Below are 15,309 nucleotides of genomic sequence, written 5' to 3'. Positions count from 1 at the left end.
TACGTACTGCTTGAAAGAATGTGCTCAGAAGTTCACGCCGGCGCTCAAGGCGACGAAATCGCGATCATCCGTGGTGCTGAAGTCGCCACCAAAGAAGTTGGTGTAGTTCAGGCTGACGGTGTAAGTGTTCTGGTATTCCGCATCGACACCCAGGCTGACCGCCTTGCGACCTTCTTCAAAGTTGGCGCCAGGACCTGGCGAGTAGCCTTTGACATCATGGGACCAGGCCACGCTAGGCTTGAGGTTGACCCCGGCGAAGACGTCCGGATATTCCCAGATGGCACGGCCACGGTAGCCCCAGGAAGTGGAGGTGGTGAAGCCGTCGTTGTTGCAGTTTTTGGTGATATTACTGGCGTCAGCACCGGGACCTGCACCACCGATAGTGCCGGTGTTGAGGATCTGCGCGCAGGTGTTTCGACCGAACGTGTCTGGCAATGCACCGGGACCGAAGACCGGATCACGCCCGTAACGGGCGTCGGATTTGCTCTCGAGGCCGCCGACATGGGTAACGCCCAATTCGCCTACCAGTGTCAGGCGACTGGCGCCCATGACTTGGTCGAAAAAGTGCGTCAACGTGGTCTGGAACTGGGTGATTTCCTTGCGACGGTAGCCGTTCAGGTCTTGCCCCTTGGCGCCCCGCAGCACGGAAGCATTCTCGTACGCGCCGCCCAGGTCGCGGACACCTGCATAGAGGATGTCAGTGGTGTTGAGTTGCACCGGCGCGTTCGGGCGATAGCTCACCTCGCCGCTCCATGCCGTACCGGTAGGCAAGGTGGTAGAGAAGCTCAGGCCGTACAGGCGAATATCTTCGGGGTACTCAATGAAGTACTTGGAATTACCGGCAATGAACACCGGCGCCAGCGAACCGAAAGCCGGCGCAATTGCATACGCCGACGCCGGTGCCGCCGTCGCGCTGAAAATCGGCGCCCGGCTGTGGTAATTCATGAAGTAAGCGCCGAACTCCGTATCCAGCGGTTCGAAGTTGTAGCGCATCGCAACGCCGAACTGGCCGCTGTCGCGTGCATCCTTGTCGCCGCCACGCCGCACCAGCGTGCCTTCTTCGTTAACGTCCATTCCCATCTGCTCGAATGCTGCGAGCGCGCCGCGGCCCGGGGCCGTGGCAGCGATGGTCGAGCGCTTGGCAAGCAGGCGCAGGTTGTCGTCGCAACCGTCGGACACAACATCCGGCTGGGAGAAGAACGTCCCGCAGTTATCGGTAACGGTCTGGTCCCACTCCAACTGATAGAACGCTTCCGCCGACAGGTTATCGGTCAGCGATTGCGACACATAGAACATGTTGACCGGAATCAGGCCTTCCTTGATCTCGGCCCCCGGACGACGGAATGCGGACACGTCGATCGGGTTCACGGAGTTGATACCGCCGCCGATGAAGGTACTTTCACCCCAGCTCACCACTTGCTTACCAAATCGCACCGAACCCGGTGCATCGGCAATGGAGTAGTTGTGGTAAATGAAGGCATCGAGAATTTGCCCGCCGGAGGACTTGGCGCCCTCTTTGCGGTTGCTGTCGCTGATGTCCTTGAACTGACGGCTTTCGTCCTTGAGTTCAAAGTCATACCAATATTTGCCACGCACAAACACACCGGTATCGCCGTATTTCAGCTCCAGGTCATGGATACCCTTGAAGATCTTCGAGAACGTTTCCCCACGCTTGAAGTTCAAGTGACCGTCATCGGAGGTCTGGGATAAACCGCTGCCGCCGTTGTTGACGCCGATCAGGTCCTTGTTGGGTTTGGATGTGCCCCAACTGGCGCCCACCGACAGGGACGAATCGAAGCTGCCTTCGATTTCACCGATGTTGAAACTGACGCCGAATGCGGGCCCGGCGAGGGTCGAGGCAAGACTGACCGCCAGAGGCAATCTCGCCCGGCGCCAGAACTGGTTTACTGAGGTCATCGACGCTACTCCATGTGCATTTTATTGTTATGGCAGCGAGCCTTTTCAAACATGCTTGTAACGGCCGAGACACAACGATCCCAATGCCGGACGAGCGTCGAACCACGATGGCCCGCAACGCCGCACTCTTGAAAAACTCTCGGAGGGACTATAGCCAGCAGGGGGTACCGCTTGATCCCTCTAAAGTGTGATTTGTATCACCAACCCGTCTGCCACAGTCCTTTCGCCACGTCAGCGAGGGCTGACGCGGAAGAGGATGGCTGAAAATCGGCAAATGACAAGTCAAAGGCTTGTGATAGAGCGCTGCCGTGCCCCAAAGGACACGACAGGCAGCCTTAGAGCGTGGAGAGGAATGTGCTGTTATTGGCCTGCCATTCAATGATGTCAACGCGGATACGTTTCTTGTCGAGCTTGCCGACGCTGGTCTTGGGAATTTCCGTAACAATGGCAATCTGACTCGGAATGGCCCACTTGCTCAAGTGGCCCAACTCGACAAACGGCTTGAGGTGATCCTTGAGCTCGCGCGCACCAATTGCCTGGCCTTCACGCACCACCAGCAGCGCAAACGGACGCTCGCCCCACTGCGGATCGGCCATCCCCACCACCGCTACTTCGCGTACCGCCGGATGACGGCTGATCAAGTCCTCAAGGGCCAGGGAGGAAATCCATTCGCCACCGGTCTTGATCACGTCCTTGATGCGGTCGCGAATGTCGATCACCCCAAATGCATCGAGGGTCGCGACATCGCCGGTGTGCATCCAGCCGCCTTCCCAAAGTTCGGCGCCCTTTTGCGGTTCGTTGAAATAGCCCTCGGTCAGCCATGGCGCACGCAGCACCAGTTCGCCCTGAGACTCGCCGTCGGCCGGGAGGAAATTACCCTCGGTATCAATAATCGCCGCCTCCACCAAAGGCCCGGGCACGCCCGCCTTGATACGGTAGGTGGTGCGCTCATCTTCGGAGCCCGCCATCAGCTCTTCGTTGAGATGCGCGCAGGACACCAGCGGTCCGGTTTCGGACATGCCGTACGCAGCGGTCAGTTGAATGCCATGCGCCTTGGCGGTTTCGTAGAGGGAGCGGTTGAGGGCGCTGCCACCAATAACGATTTTCCAGCCGCCAAAATCCACGTTTTGCGCGGCCTTTGCGTTAAGCACCATTTGCAGGATGGTTGGCACGCAATGGGAGAATGTGACCTTCTCCTTGCGCCACAGCTCCACCAGGTATTCCGGATCGTAACGCCCGGGATAGACCTGTTTGAGCCCGAGCATGGTCGCCACGTATGGCAGCCCCCAGGCATGTACGTGAAACATCGGCGTGATGGGCATGTAGACGTCGTTGGTGCCCAGCAACCGCACGCTGTCGACACAGCCCATGATGGTCGCTACGCCGATGGTGTGCAGTACCAATTGACGATGGGTGAAATACACACCTTTAGGGTTACCGGTGGTACCCGTGGTGTAAAACGTGGTGGCGACCGAATGCTCGTCAAAATCCTCGAAGCGGTACTGAGGGCTGGCGGCGGCCAGTAATTGCTCGTACTCGCCCACCAGATTGGGCAGGTCGGCGGTTTTTTCCTCACCATCGGTCAACAACAGAGTGTTGTTGACGCTGGTCAACTGACCGGCAATAGCTTGATAGAGCCCGACGAACTCAGCGTTGACCAGCACAAAACGGTCTTCGGCGTGGTTCATCGTGTAGAGAATCTGTTCCGGCGACAGGCGGACGTTGATGGTGTGGATCACCGCGCCAATCATCGGAATGGCAAACATGCATTCCAGGTAGCGATGACTGTCCCAGTCCATTACGGCCACCGTGTCACCGGCCTTGACCCCGGCTGCCGTCAGCACGTTGGCCAGGCGGGCGACGCGCTCGATGAGAGTCGGATAGGTGTAGCGCAGCTTGTCGCGGTAGACGATTTCCCGGGTTTTCTCGTAGCGCACGCCAGACATCAACAGGCGTTTGATCAACAGCGGGTATTGGTAGGCGCCTTCGGCGGGCGGGATAACACGAGTCTGCAACATACGAATCCCTTTTATGACTGCACGGTCTTGGCTAAAGGATTTGCACTTTAGAGACCTTATGCGCAGGCCAAATCAGCCGAAGGAATGATTTGCAGAACCCGGCGAATGCTAGCTTTGAGCCAGTATTCGCTGATTCACACCACGCCTAACGCTCGGTGAACACCAGTTTCACCCCAATGGCGATCAGCACCGCGCCCATGACCCGGTCGAACCAATGGCCCATGCGCGCAAACCCGGCGCGAACCCGTTGCTGGCTGAACAGCATGGCCACCAGGCAAAACCAGACCGCGGTAGCCGTGGCCAGATACACCCCATAACCAGCCTGGATCGCCAGCGGCGTGTGCGGATTGATGACCACCGTGAATAGCGACAGGAAAAACAGCGTGGCCTTGGGGTTCAAGCCATTGGTGACAAAGCCTGCGGTAAACGCTCCACGCGCGCTGCGCTCGCCGACTTCCCGGTGCAGGCTTTCTTCGCCAGTCGGTTTGGTCGGTTGCGCGCGCAGGGCCTTGAAGCCGATGTACAGCAAGTAAGCCGCAGCCGCCCACTTCAAGGCGTTAAACAGCACGATGGACTGGGACACGATCAAGCCGATGCCGAGCAACGAATAGCCTACGTGCAAGAAAATCGCCGAACCGACACCCAACGCCGTCCAGGTGCCCGCGCGACGCCCGTGGGTCACGCTCTCGCGCACGACCACAGCAAAATCCGGCCCAGGACTGGCAACCGCCAGCAGGTGAATCAGAACCACGGTCAAGAACTCGGTGAGGTACATGCACGCTCCAGGAAGTAACTGATTATTTCATCTGATAGGCTCGGCAGATTACGCCTTCAAACCCCGCCGCAAAAGGTACAGTTGATGACGAACAATCGCCGCGCCGTCTTCCTCGATCACCCTTCCCTGGACCTCGGAGACTTGGACCTGAGCCAGCTACGGGCGTCCTTCAGTGACTTGCAACTGCAGGAGCAAACCCCGCCGGACCAAGTGGTCGAACGCCTGCAAGGCGCCCAAGTGGCGATCAGCAACAAGATCCTGCTGGATGCCCGAACACTCGCGGCCTGCCCCGACCTGAAGCTGATCCTGATTGCCGCTACCGGCACCAACAACGTCGATCTGGCAGCGGCCCGCGCCCAAGGGATTACCGTCAGTAACTGCCAGGGTTACGGCACCCCATCGGTGGCTCAGCACACGATCATGCTGCTGCTGAACCTGGCCACGCGCCTGAAGGATTACCAGAAAGACGTCGACGCGGGCCTTTGGCAGCAATCCCGACAGTTCTGCTTGCTGGATTACCCGATTATCGAACTGGAAGGTAAAACCCTCGGCCTACTGGGCCATGGCGAACTCGGTGGGGCCGTGGCACGCCTGGCGCAAGCCTTTGGCATGCGCGTATTGCTGGGGGCAATTCCCGGGCGCCCGGCACGACCCGATCGCGTGCCACTGGATGAGCTGCTGCCGCAGATCGATGCCCTGACGCTGCACTGCCCGCTCAATGAACACACCCGCCACTTCATCGGCGCACGCGAGCTGGCATTGCTCAAGCCGGGCGCTTTCGTGGTCAACACCGCACGCGGTGGCTTGATCGACGAACACGCCTTGGCAGACGCATTGCGCAATGGTCATCTGGGCGGCGCGGCGACCGATGTGCTGAGCGTCGAGCCCCCCACCGCCGGCAACCCACTGCTGGCGGCAGACATTCCGAGGTTGATCGTCACGCCCCACAGTGCCTGGGGCAGCCGTGAAGCCCGGCAGCGCATCGTCGGGCAATTGACAGAAAACGCCCGGGGGTTTTTCAGCGGTACACCGCAGCGCGTCGTCAGTTGATAAACTGCGCTCCTTTTTCAGGGAGCAGCCCATGGATCCGCGCAGTGAAGTACTGCTTCGTCAGGCCGAACTTTTTCAAGGCAACCTGTTACTGGCTGGCTTGCCTGCCGACGATCTGCTCGGTCGCCTGCCCAACGCCCACGGCTGGTGCTGGCATGCCGGCGATCAGGCGGTGCTGGACGCGCGCTTCGCCGAGCGCAGCCATTTTGGCGTGAATGTGCCAGGACGGGGGTTCGACTCGGCGGTGGTGTTCCTGCCCAAGTCCAAGGACCTGGCCGATTACATCCTCAAGGCTGTAGCCGCGCGTCTGCCGGGGGCCGAGGTATTTCTGGTCGGGGAAAAACGCGGTGGTATCGAAAGCGCCGCCAAGCAACTGAACGCCTTCGGCAAACCGCGCAAGCTCGATAACGCACGGCATTGCCAGCTGTGGCAAGTCACCGTGGGCAACGCTCCGGCGGCGCCAGACCTGGAAAGCCTGGCCCAAGTGTTCGAGGTGCCGTTGGCGGATGGACCGCTCAAGGTGGTCAGCCTGCCAGGCGTATTCAGCCATGGCCGCCTGGATCGCGGCACAGCGTTGTTGCTGGAGCATCTGGACAAACTGCCCAGCGGCCACGTGCTGGACTTCGGTTGTGGTGCTGGCGTGTTAGGCGCCGCAGTCAAGCGCCGCTATCCGCATAACACCGTCACATTGCTCGATGTGGATGCTTTCGCCACCGCCAGCAGTCGCCTGACGCTGACCGCCAACGGGCTGGAAGCCGAGGTGCTGACGGGCGACGGAATCGACGCGGCACCCATGGGTCTGGACTCGATCTTGAGTAACCCACCGTTCCATGTCGGGGTTCACACGGATTATTTCGCCACGGAAAACCTGCTGCGAAAAGCACGACAACATCTGAAAAACGGCGGCGAACTTCGGCTTGTTGCGAATAGTTTCCTGAAGTACCAGGCGTTGATCGAAGAGCATCTGGGCATCTGTGCGGTCAAGGCCGAGGGTCAGGGTTTTCGCATCTACCGGGCCAAGCGCGGTTGACGGGCGTTTGAAAAAGAAGGCTTGCCGAATGGATTTCGGCAAGGCAGAATCCGCTCCGTCCTAGGGGAGTAGTCTCCCACGAGCCACCCGCTCGTCCGGCATACGTCAACATACTTGGTCAACAGACCATGGCGTATGCGACCCAGGAGTCCGCTTAGACGGACCGGGGTTTGACAAGACCTATGACACGCACACCTTACCCGGGGCGGGAAGGCTGTACGTGTCATAGCCGTGTCGACCCGCCCCTGGAAACCTATCTGATGCTGGACTCATTCCTCGTTCCGACTGCAATCGTTGCCTTGGCCGAAATCGGTGACAAGACACAATTGCTCGCGCTCATTCTTGCTGCACGCTTTCGCAAACCCTGGCCGATCATCGCCGGCATCGTCGCCGCGACCCTTGCCAACCATGCCGCCGCCGGTGCCGTGGGCGCCTGGTTCAGCAGCTTCTTTTCGGACGCGGTATTGCATTGGACTCTGGCCGCAAGCTTCTGCGCCACGGCGCTGTGGACCCTGGTACCGGACAAGCTGGATGATGACGAAGCCAGTACCACGCGCAAGTTCGGCCCATTCCTGACCACCCTGATTGCGTTCTTCATCGCTGAAATCGGCGACAAGACGCAAATCGCCACGGTGATGCTGGCGGCACAATACCCGGAACTGTGGCTGGTGATTATCGGCACCACCGTGGGCATGCTGATTGCCAACGTGCCGGTAGTTCTGGCGGGGAATTTCGCGGCGGAAAAACTGCCATTGACCCTGATTCGACGACTGGCGGCCTCGGCGTTTTTCATCCTGGCGCTGGTTGCGGTGTACAAGGCCATTACGCTGTAACAGCGGCAAGCGGCAAGCTTAAAGCTACAAGAAAAAGCGCGGCTGCTTTTGCTTCTGACTTGCAGCTTGCCGCTTGCAACTCACCGCGGCTTGTAAAGTGGCATCACCTTCGGAATCGCCGCCCGCAACGAGGCGATCCGGCTGTCGGAGGCCGGGTGCGTGCTCATGAACTCCGGTGGCGCGCCTTCCGACGCCTTCGACATTTTGTTCCACAGCGTGATGGCGGCGTTCGGGTCATAGCCGGCGCGGGCCGCCAGCTCAAGGCCGATCAGATCCGCTTCGTTTTCATTGCTGCGGCTGTTAGGCAGGGTCATGCCGTAGTTGGCCACGGTATCGGCCAGCGCCAGACTGTCCTGGCCCAAGCCGAACAGCGCACCGGCACCTTGCTTGGCCATCTCGATGCCATAGGCTTTGGACATGGCTTCACGGCCGTGCTCGCGCAACGCATGGGCAATTTCATGGCCCATGACCGCTGCCAGCTCGTCGTCGGTCAACTTGAGATTGGTGATCAAACCGCTGTAGACAAAAATTTTGCCGCCGGGCCCACAGTTGGCATTCATCTCGTCGCTTTTGATCAGGTTCACTTCCCACTTCCATTGCGCGGCATCCGGCCGGAAGGTGGGCGCCTGGGCGATCAGGCGCTTGGCGATAGCCTGGACGCGTTTGGCATTGGCGCTGCTCTTGTCCACCAGGCCTTTGCCGCTGGCCTCACCCAGGGTCTGCTGGTAGGACTGCGCATACATCTGGTCGACTTCCTGACTCGACAACATGCTGAACATGTACTGCTTACGCTCCACCCCGACAGCGCCACCGCTGGTGGTGTTGACCGATTGACAACCGGCGAGCAGCAACGCTGCGCTCAATGTACTTACCGCCAAACACTTCTTCATGAACGCTCTCCCTGAAAACATGGTGCGTATCGTAGGCGCTCCGTTGTATCGGCGCCAGATACACGGGCGTTTAACCGCTGAATTTCGGATAACCCTGCGCCGCGAGCCTGCCTGTTTGCGACACCGCCCGGCATTTGCAGACCCCAAGCCTCATGTCCTCCCAGCCAGCGGCCGATACGATGTCCTCTGTGCCCGGAGCCACCATGAAATTCAAGTCGATTCAGTTCTCTGTCGCGGCATTGGCCGGGGCCATTGCCTTAAGCGTAGTCGGCGCCTTGGTGCTGTACGCATTGTTCACCGATGCCCGGACCCAAGAGATGGTGCAAGAGCGCACCCAAGGGCAATTCGAACACCTCATCGAACAACGCCTCACGGCCTTGGCCCAAACCCAGGCTTCGCTGATCCAGCGCGAACTGGAAGCCCCGCTGCTAACCGCCAAGGGGCTGTATCGGACAAGTGGCCAACGAAATGGCCAGCGGCGCGGATGAGTCGAGCACCGCCAGCGCGGATTTGACCAAGCTGGCGGAACAGCAGCGTCGCTTGATCAATCAGTTCAAGGTCTGAAATCGCCTATCAGCCCGGCGTCAGGCACTCCGGCCCATTGAGTTTTGGATCATTCACCAGGTTGGCCAGCACCCGCTCACGCAACACTGCGGGTTCACTGGCCAACAGCGCCTGCAACGTCTGCAGCGGCGTCTCGGGGTCCAGCCAGGCTTGCTGCCCCGCCGCGTCCAGAATCAGCGGTCGACGTTGGTTCTGCGCGGCCTGGGTCACCACCGCCGTGCTTAACCACACCTGTTCCTGTACCGGATAAGCCTCCCAGATCGCCGCGAAGAACAGCGTCGAACCTTCCCCCGGCGTCAGCCAGTAAGGCCGTTTGCGCTGGGTGCCGCGCCACTCATAAAACCCGTTGGCCGGCAGCAGGCAGCGGCGCAGGCGAAAGGCCTCGCGAAACATCGGTTGCTCGGCCAGGGTTTCGGCGCGAGCATGGGCTGGCGTGCGGGACAAGTCGGTGAGCCACGGCGGCGTCAGCCCCCAGCGCGCCCGCGCCAAGGTGCGCTGGCCGTCGCCCTGACGCTGGATCAACACCGAATCATTCGGAGAAATGTTCCACTGGGCCTGTTGATCCGTCGGAAAGCCCGGCAGGGCGGCAAAGGCAGGATTCCAGCGAAACAGGGCATAACGTCCACACATGGGGCAACATAACTCTTGGATAAACCGGCCAACAGCCTAACAGACCAATACGTCGGGAACGTTGTCAGGGTCGTCGCTGGGCATGGGTTGTGCGCCGATGTAGGCGGTAATCAGCTCACGTGCACAGCTGGCCTGGTGGTTTTCCACCTCTAATCCCAACAGGCCGAAGATGGGCAGCTCGCCGGTGCCGCCGAGCAAATGGCGCCCGACCAAATGCGCCTCGATGCCCTCACTGGCGAGCATCTGTTGCAGCAATTCGCCTTCCATCAGGTTTTCCGGTTCGTAGATTCGCTGCATGGACGCACCCTATTCGTTCTCACTGCGCACGTTAAGCATCCATTCGTCACCGTGCACCTGCAGCTCGAAATTAATCGGCCGGCAACACACTGGACAGTCTTCTATATAGTCCTGATCGCCAGCGGACAGGTCCAATACAGCCTCCGCCAGCTCACCGCAATAAGGACATGTGTACGGCTCGGTTTCCAGCATCGCGGTCTCCTAAGTGACTTGTGCGTATAATCGCCGGTCTATTTGCAGGGCTATTTTCGTTTGATGCCATTTGTTCAGACCGCGCCCTGTCACTTATCGCTCCAAACCTTTACTTACCTTAGCCGTTTCTAACAAGAGAGCATGATGGGTGAATTCGATACCATCCGACCTTACAACGACAGCGAAGTCCCGGCAGTGCTGGCCCGTCTGTTCAGTGACAAGGCCTTTCTAGACATTCTGACCCACTTTCGCTTCCCGCGTTTTGCCGGCACCTTCGGCTGGCTGCTCAAGCCGCTGATCGCGCAGAAGCTGCGCCGAGAGTTCGCCGGCGTGACCACCGTCGCCACCTTGCAAGACAAAGTCGAGTTCTACGTCGACCACACGATTGACCGCGCGACCGACGGCGTCACCTACACCGGTGTCGAACAACTCAAATCGGGCATGGCCTACCTGTTCTTGGCCAACCATCGCGACATCGTAATGGACCCGGCCTTCGTCAACTACGCGGTGTACCACGCGGGCTTGCCGACGCCACGCATTGCCATCGGCGACAACCTGCTGCAAAAACCGTTTGTCAGCGACCTGATGCGCCTCAACAAGAGTTTTATCGTACACCGCTCCATTACCGGTCGGCGCGAGAAGATGGCGGCGTATCAACTGTTGTCGGCCTACATCAACCATTCGATTCGCAACGACGGCCAGTCGATCTGGATCGCCCAGGCCGAAGGTCGCGCCAAGGACGGGGATGATCGCACCGAGTCGGCGATCCTCAAGATGTTCCACATGAGTCGCAAGGATGAGCCGTTCGCCGAGGTTATCCAGTCATTGAACCTGACCCCGGTATCCATCAGCTACGAGTACGACCCATGCGATTCGGCCAAGGCACGTGAGCTGTATATCCGCGCCACCACCGGCACCTACAGCAAGGCACCCGGTGAAGATGACGTGAGCATCGCGCTCGGGATTACCGGCTACAAAGGCCGGGTCCACGTCAACTTTGCCCCACCGATTACCGAGCGTTTCGACGATACCAAGCAGCTCGCGCTCGAGATGGATCGGCAGATCCTCGGCGGTTACCGGCTGTTTCCCGTGCATTACCTGGCGTATGCCCAGTGGAACGACGCCGACCCGCAATTACAGGTGCCAACGGCCGCCGAGGTGTTCCCGGCGGATGAGTTGGTCAAGGCGAAAGCGGAATGGGAGCGGCGCTTGAATGCATGCCCGGCCGAGCATCGACCGTATCTGGTGCTGCAATATGCGACGCCGGTGAGGAATCAGTATCGGGTCAAGGCTGGAATCCCCCTGTAATCCAGGGGCTGAACCAGCAAGTCAGCAATGCCTGGTCGATCGACCGCTCTGCGCTCAATGCTGTGAGGTGGGCCGACGCTCGTCGCGCCCTGCCCCATTGACCGCAAATGCAGCGAGTAATTTACGTCGTCACCTGAACGTCACCTTAACAAGCCACTCTGTTGCCCTTCGAACGCCCAGGAGCTTGTCATGCTGCATGCGCAAAACCAGGATCGGCTGTACCTGATCACCCCAAGCGATGAACAAGAAGCGCTGATCGGCAGCCTCGCCTTTAATGTTCAGGATCGCCACTGGTTGGTGTATTGCGCCCTCGGCGGACATCAACATGCTGACCTGCCGGAGCTGGACCTGCTAACCGGGGTGAGCATGCTGGATTTCTATATCGAAGCGGCTTGAAATGCGGCGGGGAAACGCAAGTTGTGTATGGCGTAGCAGCTGGCGGCGTGGTTCGTCCTTTGAACCTCCCACGCCCCCGTAAGCCAGATTATTGCGAACTGAGCAAGCGGCCGATGCTTGGATCCTTGAACAGGCGAGTCAGCGCATCACTCAGCACATCACTGACCAGCTTGGTGTTGGTTTCCTGGTTCGGCGACATGCCGAAACGCTGATTGAGGGATGCCGCATAGCGGCCATTGTAGCGACGGGTACCGGCATTCACGTCGGAACGGAATGTCGCGCCAATCGAGGCTTCAGTCACATACAGCCCATCCTTGGGCGACTGGTATTTCAACTCGGCCAGCGTGATCGTCAGTTGCGGAGCGCCCGGTGAGTTACCTGGGGTAAAGCCCAGCAGACGCACGGCGGCTTCAGCCTGGGCCTGCAGCTTCGGCAGCAGATCCTCGCCGGTCACCGAAATCAGAGCGGTCTCGGGGTACAGGCCACCGCGCGAACCCAAGGTCGGCGACGGACGACCATCGACCACCCGCACCGACACCGCTTGACCTTGTCCCACCGGGGCCAACTGCGCGGTGACCTTCGGTTGCGGGCTGAGCTGTTGCGGGCTGTTGGCACAGCCAACCAGGGTCAAACAGGACACAGTGATCAAACCGAACAACAGGCGTTGCAACATGCGCTTATCTCCAGAATTCAGGTACCGACAGCCCGGCAGTATAGCGGTGCGCCAGGGCCGGGAACTAGCGACAGTTACAACCTCGGACCCCGGCACGCCTGCAGCGGTTCAGTGTCACCGATATGTCACAGCTATTACACCGTGGTGTCATCCTTGGAAGGCAACCTTGCCTCAATTATCAGGAGGCCAACCATCATGAATTTTCTCTGGAACCTGTTCGCCGCAAAACCTGCCCTTCGGCACTTTGCTTTGCTCGACCCACAAGGCTGCTGCCAGGCATTCAAGCAATGCGACCTGCCTCCGGTGGGTGAAGGTTGGGTCGAAGTCGAAGAGATCCGCCTGAGCTGGATGCACCATCCGTTGCCTGCCCGGGCTCGCGTAAGCCCCCGCGCTCCACGGTCAATCAAGCACCAGGCGTTGGCCGCCTGACCGAAAGGCTAATAAAAGTCATAAAACCCGACCATTTACCCAGCGTTCTTCGCTACAATCTCCCCCCGATTATAAGGACGTCTCCTGATCGGGCCTCGCAGCATCGCTAATGCCCCGGTATTAGCTCCCCCGCACCGCCCACAGAGAGCCGCCCACACAGATCGAGTGAAGCTGGCGCGCTTGCTGTTTTTCTGCAAAACCGCCGCCTTTACCGAATCTGCCAGAGCTGCCATTCGCTCGGCCACTTGAGTTTTTGCCCGTCAAACCGTCTATCGGTTGTGATGTCGGGCCAGGTGCCAGGCCGGGGCAGCCCTTTTTTGAGGTTCACGTCTTCAAAAGAGCGTGAAAAAACGGGTTTTCACAACTTCACAAGAGTGTGGCGAGCAAATGAATAGTTTTGCGTTTGTACAAGCACCATCAGCGTCTGGCACTGCACCACCACACAGGACCGAGTACTCCCCAGATACCTGGGTTTGAAACCTGTCCGCTACGGATTTGGTTGCACAATCGGACGCACTTGACCATAAGTCGAATTGCCACAGGCGCCCTTAAATGCGTTCATAAGCAGATCAGGCTCGGTCGGCAGCGTCCGCTGAAGTTGCAAAAAATTGCGAAGAATCGGACATGGCGATCCTGGCCATGGGTAACCTGGGGCATTACGTGAACCGCCCCGTCACTCCTGGCAGCCATGCCGTCAATTGGTGCTGCAGATTTTGGAGACGCGTTAAATGGCGCATAACGAAGCAGTCGACGTAGTACTGGTAGGTGCGGGCATCATGAGTGCCACCTTGGCCGTACTGCTCAAAGAGCTCGACCCTGGCCTCAAGCTGGAAGTCGTTGAGCTGATGGATTCGGGTGCCGCGGAGAGTTCCAACCCGTGGAACAATGCTGGTACCGGCCACGCCGGGTTGTGTGAGTTGAATTACACGCCGCAGGCTGATGATGGCTCCATCGACATCAAGAAAGCCGTGCACATCAACACCCAGTTCGAGGTGTCGAAACAGTTTTGGGCCTACCTGACCAAGAAAGGCACCTTTGGCTCGTCCAAATCCTTTATCAGCGCGGTGCCGCACCTGAGTTTCGTACAGGGCGAAAAAGGTGTTTCGTTCCTCAAGAAGCGCTTTGAAACCCTCAGCCAGCACCATGCGTTCTCGGATATGCACTACACCGAAGACCGTGCGCAAATGGCCGAGTGGATGCCACTGATGATGCCGGGGCGTCCCGCCGACGAAAAAGTCGCCGCCACGCGCGTGATGAACGGCACCGACGTCAACTTTGGCGCCCTGACCAATCAGTTGCTCAGTCACCTGACCAGTTCGGCGGATGCCCAGGTCAAGTACTGCAAGCGTGTCACCGGCCTCAAGCGCAATGGCGCAGGCTGGACCGTCAGCATCAAGGACGTCAACAGCGGCAACAGCCGTGATGTGGACGCCAAATTCGTCTTCCTCGGTGCCGGCGGCGCGGCCCTACCGCTGCTCCAGGCCTCAGGCATCGAAGAAAGCAAAGGTTTTGGCGGCTTCCCGGTCAGCGGCCAATGGCTGCGCTGCGACAACCCAGAAGTGGTCAAGCAGCACCAGGCCAAGGTCTACAGCCAGGCTGCAGTGGGCTCGCCACCGATGTCGGTGCCGCACCTGGATACCCGCGTGGTCGAAGGCAAGAAGTCTCTGCTGTTCGGGCCTTACGCCGGTTTCACCACCAAATTCCTCAAGCACGGCTCGTTCCTCGACCTGCCGTTGTCGATCCGTGCCGGCAACATCGGCCCGATGCTGGCGGTGGCGCGGGACAACATGGACCTGACCAAATACCTGGTCAGCGAAGTGCGGCAGTCCATGGAACAGCGTCTGGAAGCCCTGCGCCGTTTCTACCCTGAGGCGAAAGCCGAGGACTGGCGCCTGGAAGTGGCCGGCCAACGGGTGCAGATCATCAAGAAAGACCCGAAAAAAGGCGGCGTGCTGCAATTCGGCACCGAACTGGTGGCGGCGCAGGATGGTTCGCTGGCTGCGTTGCTGGGCGCCTCTCCTGGCGCGTCGGTCACCGTGTCGATCATGCTCGACCTGATCGAGCGCTGCTTCCCGGCCAAAACCAACGGCGAATGGGCGGCCAAGCTGCACGAGATCTTCCCGGCCCGGGAAAAAGTCCTGGAAACGGATGCCGAGCTGTACCGCAAGATCAACACGCAGAACAACATCAGCCTGGAACTGGTTGATGTAGGAGCGAGCTTGCTCGCGAAAAACGTCAACGATGACGCAGCGCACCTGATTTAACGGGTTGCTCTCAGGTTCTTCGCGAGCAAGCTCGCTCCTGCAG

Annotated in this window: 15 protein-coding genes, 1 pseudogene and 1 riboswitch; of the genes and pseudogenes, 8 read left to right on the top strand and 8 right to left on the bottom strand. The window is 59.4% G+C overall.

The features are described from left to right. Nucleotides 1-24: 24 nt before the first annotated feature. The 3 genes from BLU75_RS00880 to BLU75_RS00870 all read right to left on the bottom strand — a co-directional run bounded on the left by BLU75_RS00880 (nt 25) and on the right by BLU75_RS00870 (nt 4,710). Entirely contained in the window at nt 25-1,917 is a 1,893-nt protein-coding gene (locus BLU75_RS00880) for a DUF1302 domain-containing protein (protein WP_084376265.1), read from the bottom strand. A gap of 335 nt (nt 1,918-2,252) precedes the next feature. Continuing rightward, entirely contained in the window at nt 2,253-3,935 is a 1,683-nt protein-coding gene (locus tag BLU75_RS00875; protein WP_084376266.1) for a fatty acid--CoA ligase, read from the bottom strand. A gap of 145 nt (nt 3,936-4,080) precedes the next feature. Continuing rightward, a complete protein-coding gene (locus tag BLU75_RS00870) occupies nt 4,081-4,710 on the bottom strand; it encodes a LysE family translocator (protein ID WP_084376267.1) in 630 nt (209 codons plus the stop codon). Between the two features lie 84 nt (nt 4,711-4,794). Here BLU75_RS00870 and BLU75_RS00865 point away from each other — a divergent pair, with 84 nt between their 5' ends. From BLU75_RS00865 to BLU75_RS00855, 3 genes are all read left to right on the top strand, one after another. Further along, on the top strand, nt 4,795-5,760 hold the full coding sequence (locus tag BLU75_RS00865; protein ID WP_084376268.1) for a 2-hydroxyacid dehydrogenase: 966 nt from the start codon (nt 4,795-4,797) through the stop codon (nt 5,758-5,760). A 31-nt stretch (nt 5,761-5,791) separates the two neighbouring features. After that, the gene (locus BLU75_RS00860; protein WP_084376269.1) at nt 5,792-6,790 is read left to right on the top strand and encodes a class I SAM-dependent methyltransferase; all 999 of its coding nucleotides are present in this window, start codon (nt 5,792-5,794) and stop codon (nt 6,788-6,790) included. A 50-nt stretch (nt 6,791-6,840) separates the two neighbouring features. Further along, a riboswitch (yybP-ykoY riboswitch) is annotated at nt 6,841-6,962 on the top strand. An 88-nt stretch (nt 6,963-7,050) separates the two neighbouring features. Continuing rightward, the gene (locus BLU75_RS00855) at nt 7,051-7,623 is read left to right on the top strand and encodes a TMEM165/GDT1 family protein (protein ID WP_084376270.1); all 573 of its coding nucleotides are present in this window, start codon (nt 7,051-7,053) and stop codon (nt 7,621-7,623) included. Nucleotides 7,624-7,703: 80 nt separating this feature from the next. Here BLU75_RS00855 and BLU75_RS00850 read toward each other — a convergent pair whose 3' ends face one another. After that, the gene (locus BLU75_RS00850) at nt 7,704-8,513 is read right to left on the bottom strand and encodes a M48 family metallopeptidase (RefSeq protein WP_084376271.1); all 810 of its coding nucleotides are present in this window, start codon (nt 8,511-8,513) and stop codon (nt 7,704-7,706) included. Nucleotides 8,514-8,716: 203 nt separating this feature from the next. Between BLU75_RS00850 and BLU75_RS00845 the strand changes: the two are divergent. Continuing rightward, nucleotides 8,717-8,971: pseudogene (locus BLU75_RS00845) on the top strand (methyl-accepting chemotaxis protein); the annotation flags it as partial. Nucleotides 8,972-9,086: 115 nt separating this feature from the next. Here BLU75_RS00845 and BLU75_RS00840 read toward each other — a convergent pair. From BLU75_RS00840 to BLU75_RS00830, 3 genes are read right to left on the bottom strand one after another with little or no spacing between them, the layout of a single operon-like run. After that, complete coding sequence (locus BLU75_RS00840) at nt 9,087-9,707, bottom strand: SOS response-associated peptidase (protein WP_084376272.1); 621 nt, start codon at nt 9,705-9,707, stop codon at nt 9,087-9,089. Nucleotides 9,708-9,743: 36 nt separating this feature from the next. Then, on the bottom strand, nt 9,744-10,004 hold the full coding sequence (locus BLU75_RS00835) for a putative signal transducing protein (protein WP_084376273.1): 261 nt from the start codon (nt 10,002-10,004) through the stop codon (nt 9,744-9,746). A 9-nt stretch (nt 10,005-10,013) separates the two neighbouring features. After that, nucleotides 10,014-10,196: a CPXCG motif-containing cysteine-rich protein gene (locus tag BLU75_RS00830; RefSeq protein ID WP_084376274.1), complete on the bottom strand. Its 183-nt coding sequence runs from the start codon at nt 10,194-10,196 to the stop codon at nt 10,014-10,016. 141 nt (nt 10,197-10,337) lie between these two features. On the opposite strand from BLU75_RS00830, the gene BLU75_RS00825 reads away from it, so the two are divergent. Both BLU75_RS00825 and BLU75_RS00820 read left to right on the top strand, forming a co-directional pair. Continuing rightward, nucleotides 10,338-11,504: a 1-acyl-sn-glycerol-3-phosphate acyltransferase gene (locus BLU75_RS00825; protein ID WP_084376275.1), complete on the top strand. Its 1,167-nt coding sequence runs from the start codon at nt 10,338-10,340 to the stop codon at nt 11,502-11,504. A gap of 189 nt (nt 11,505-11,693) precedes the next feature. Continuing rightward, complete coding sequence (locus BLU75_RS00820) at nt 11,694-11,900, top strand: hypothetical protein (RefSeq protein ID WP_084376276.1); 207 nt, start codon at nt 11,694-11,696, stop codon at nt 11,898-11,900. Nucleotides 11,901-11,988: 88 nt separating this feature from the next. On the opposite strand, the gene BLU75_RS00815 is transcribed toward BLU75_RS00820, so the two are convergent. Further along, nucleotides 11,989-12,573: a YajG family lipoprotein gene (locus tag BLU75_RS00815; RefSeq protein ID WP_084376277.1), complete on the bottom strand. Its 585-nt coding sequence runs from the start codon at nt 12,571-12,573 to the stop codon at nt 11,989-11,991. A gap of 195 nt (nt 12,574-12,768) precedes the next feature. On the opposite strand from BLU75_RS00815, the gene BLU75_RS00810 reads away from it, so the two are divergent. Together BLU75_RS00810 and mqo are read left to right on the top strand one after the other, a co-directional pair. Continuing rightward, nucleotides 12,769-13,002, top strand: a complete 234-nt coding sequence (locus BLU75_RS00810) for a hypothetical protein (RefSeq protein ID WP_084376278.1) — start codon at nt 12,769-12,771, stop codon at nt 13,000-13,002. A 728-nt stretch (nt 13,003-13,730) separates the two neighbouring features. After that, the gene (gene mqo / locus BLU75_RS00805) at nt 13,731-15,266 is read left to right on the top strand and encodes a malate dehydrogenase (quinone) (RefSeq protein ID WP_084376279.1); all 1,536 of its coding nucleotides are present in this window, start codon (nt 13,731-13,733) and stop codon (nt 15,264-15,266) included. The last annotated feature ends 43 nt before the right edge of the window (nt 15,267-15,309 follow it).

This window comes from Pseudomonas mucidolens (assembly GCF_900106045.1).
Classification (GTDB): Bacteria; Pseudomonadota; Gammaproteobacteria; order Pseudomonadales; family Pseudomonadaceae; genus Aquipseudomonas; species Aquipseudomonas mucidolens.
Note: the sequence above shows the minus strand (reverse complement) of the source record. Positions and strands in the feature narration are given on the sequence as shown.

Excerpts from the sequence above, each read along its gene's own strand:
- BLU75_RS00855 (WP_084376270.1), top strand. The coding sequence starts at position 7,051 with ATGCTGGACTCATTCCTCGTTCCGACTGCAATCGTTGCCTTGGCCGAA.
- BLU75_RS00810 (WP_084376278.1), top strand. The coding sequence starts at position 12,769 with ATGAATTTTCTCTGGAACCTGTTCGCCGCAAAACCTGCCCTTCGGCAC.
- BLU75_RS00880 (WP_084376265.1), bottom strand. The coding sequence starts at position 1,917 with ATGACCTCAGTAAACCAGTTCTGGCGCCGGGCGAGATTGCCTCTGGCG.
- BLU75_RS00850 (WP_084376271.1), bottom strand. The coding sequence starts at position 8,513 with ATGAAGAAGTGTTTGGCGGTAAGTACATTGAGCGCAGCGTTGCTGCTC.
- BLU75_RS00840 (WP_084376272.1), bottom strand. The coding sequence starts at position 9,707 with ATGTGTGGACGTTATGCCCTGTTTCGCTGGAATCCTGCCTTTGCCGCC.
- BLU75_RS00860 (WP_084376269.1), top strand. The coding sequence starts at position 5,792 with ATGGATCCGCGCAGTGAAGTACTGCTTCGTCAGGCCGAACTTTTTCAA.
- BLU75_RS00820 (WP_084376276.1), top strand. The coding sequence starts at position 11,694 with ATGCTGCATGCGCAAAACCAGGATCGGCTGTACCTGATCACCCCAAGC.
- BLU75_RS00815 (WP_084376277.1), bottom strand. The coding sequence starts at position 12,573 with ATGTTGCAACGCCTGTTGTTCGGTTTGATCACTGTGTCCTGTTTGACC.
- BLU75_RS00875 (WP_084376266.1), bottom strand. The coding sequence starts at position 3,935 with ATGTTGCAGACTCGTGTTATCCCGCCCGCCGAAGGCGCCTACCAATAC.
- BLU75_RS00870 (WP_084376267.1), bottom strand. The coding sequence starts at position 4,710 with ATGTACCTCACCGAGTTCTTGACCGTGGTTCTGATTCACCTGCTGGCG.
- BLU75_RS00865 (WP_084376268.1), top strand. The coding sequence starts at position 4,795 with ATGACGAACAATCGCCGCGCCGTCTTCCTCGATCACCCTTCCCTGGAC.
- BLU75_RS00825 (WP_084376275.1), top strand. The coding sequence starts at position 10,338 with ATGATGGGTGAATTCGATACCATCCGACCTTACAACGACAGCGAAGTC.
- mqo (WP_084376279.1), top strand. The coding sequence starts at position 13,731 with ATGGCGCATAACGAAGCAGTCGACGTAGTACTGGTAGGTGCGGGCATC.
- BLU75_RS00830 (WP_084376274.1), bottom strand. The coding sequence starts at position 10,196 with ATGCTGGAAACCGAGCCGTACACATGTCCTTATTGCGGTGAGCTGGCG.
- BLU75_RS00835 (WP_084376273.1), bottom strand. The coding sequence starts at position 10,004 with ATGCAGCGAATCTACGAACCGGAAAACCTGATGGAAGGCGAATTGCTG.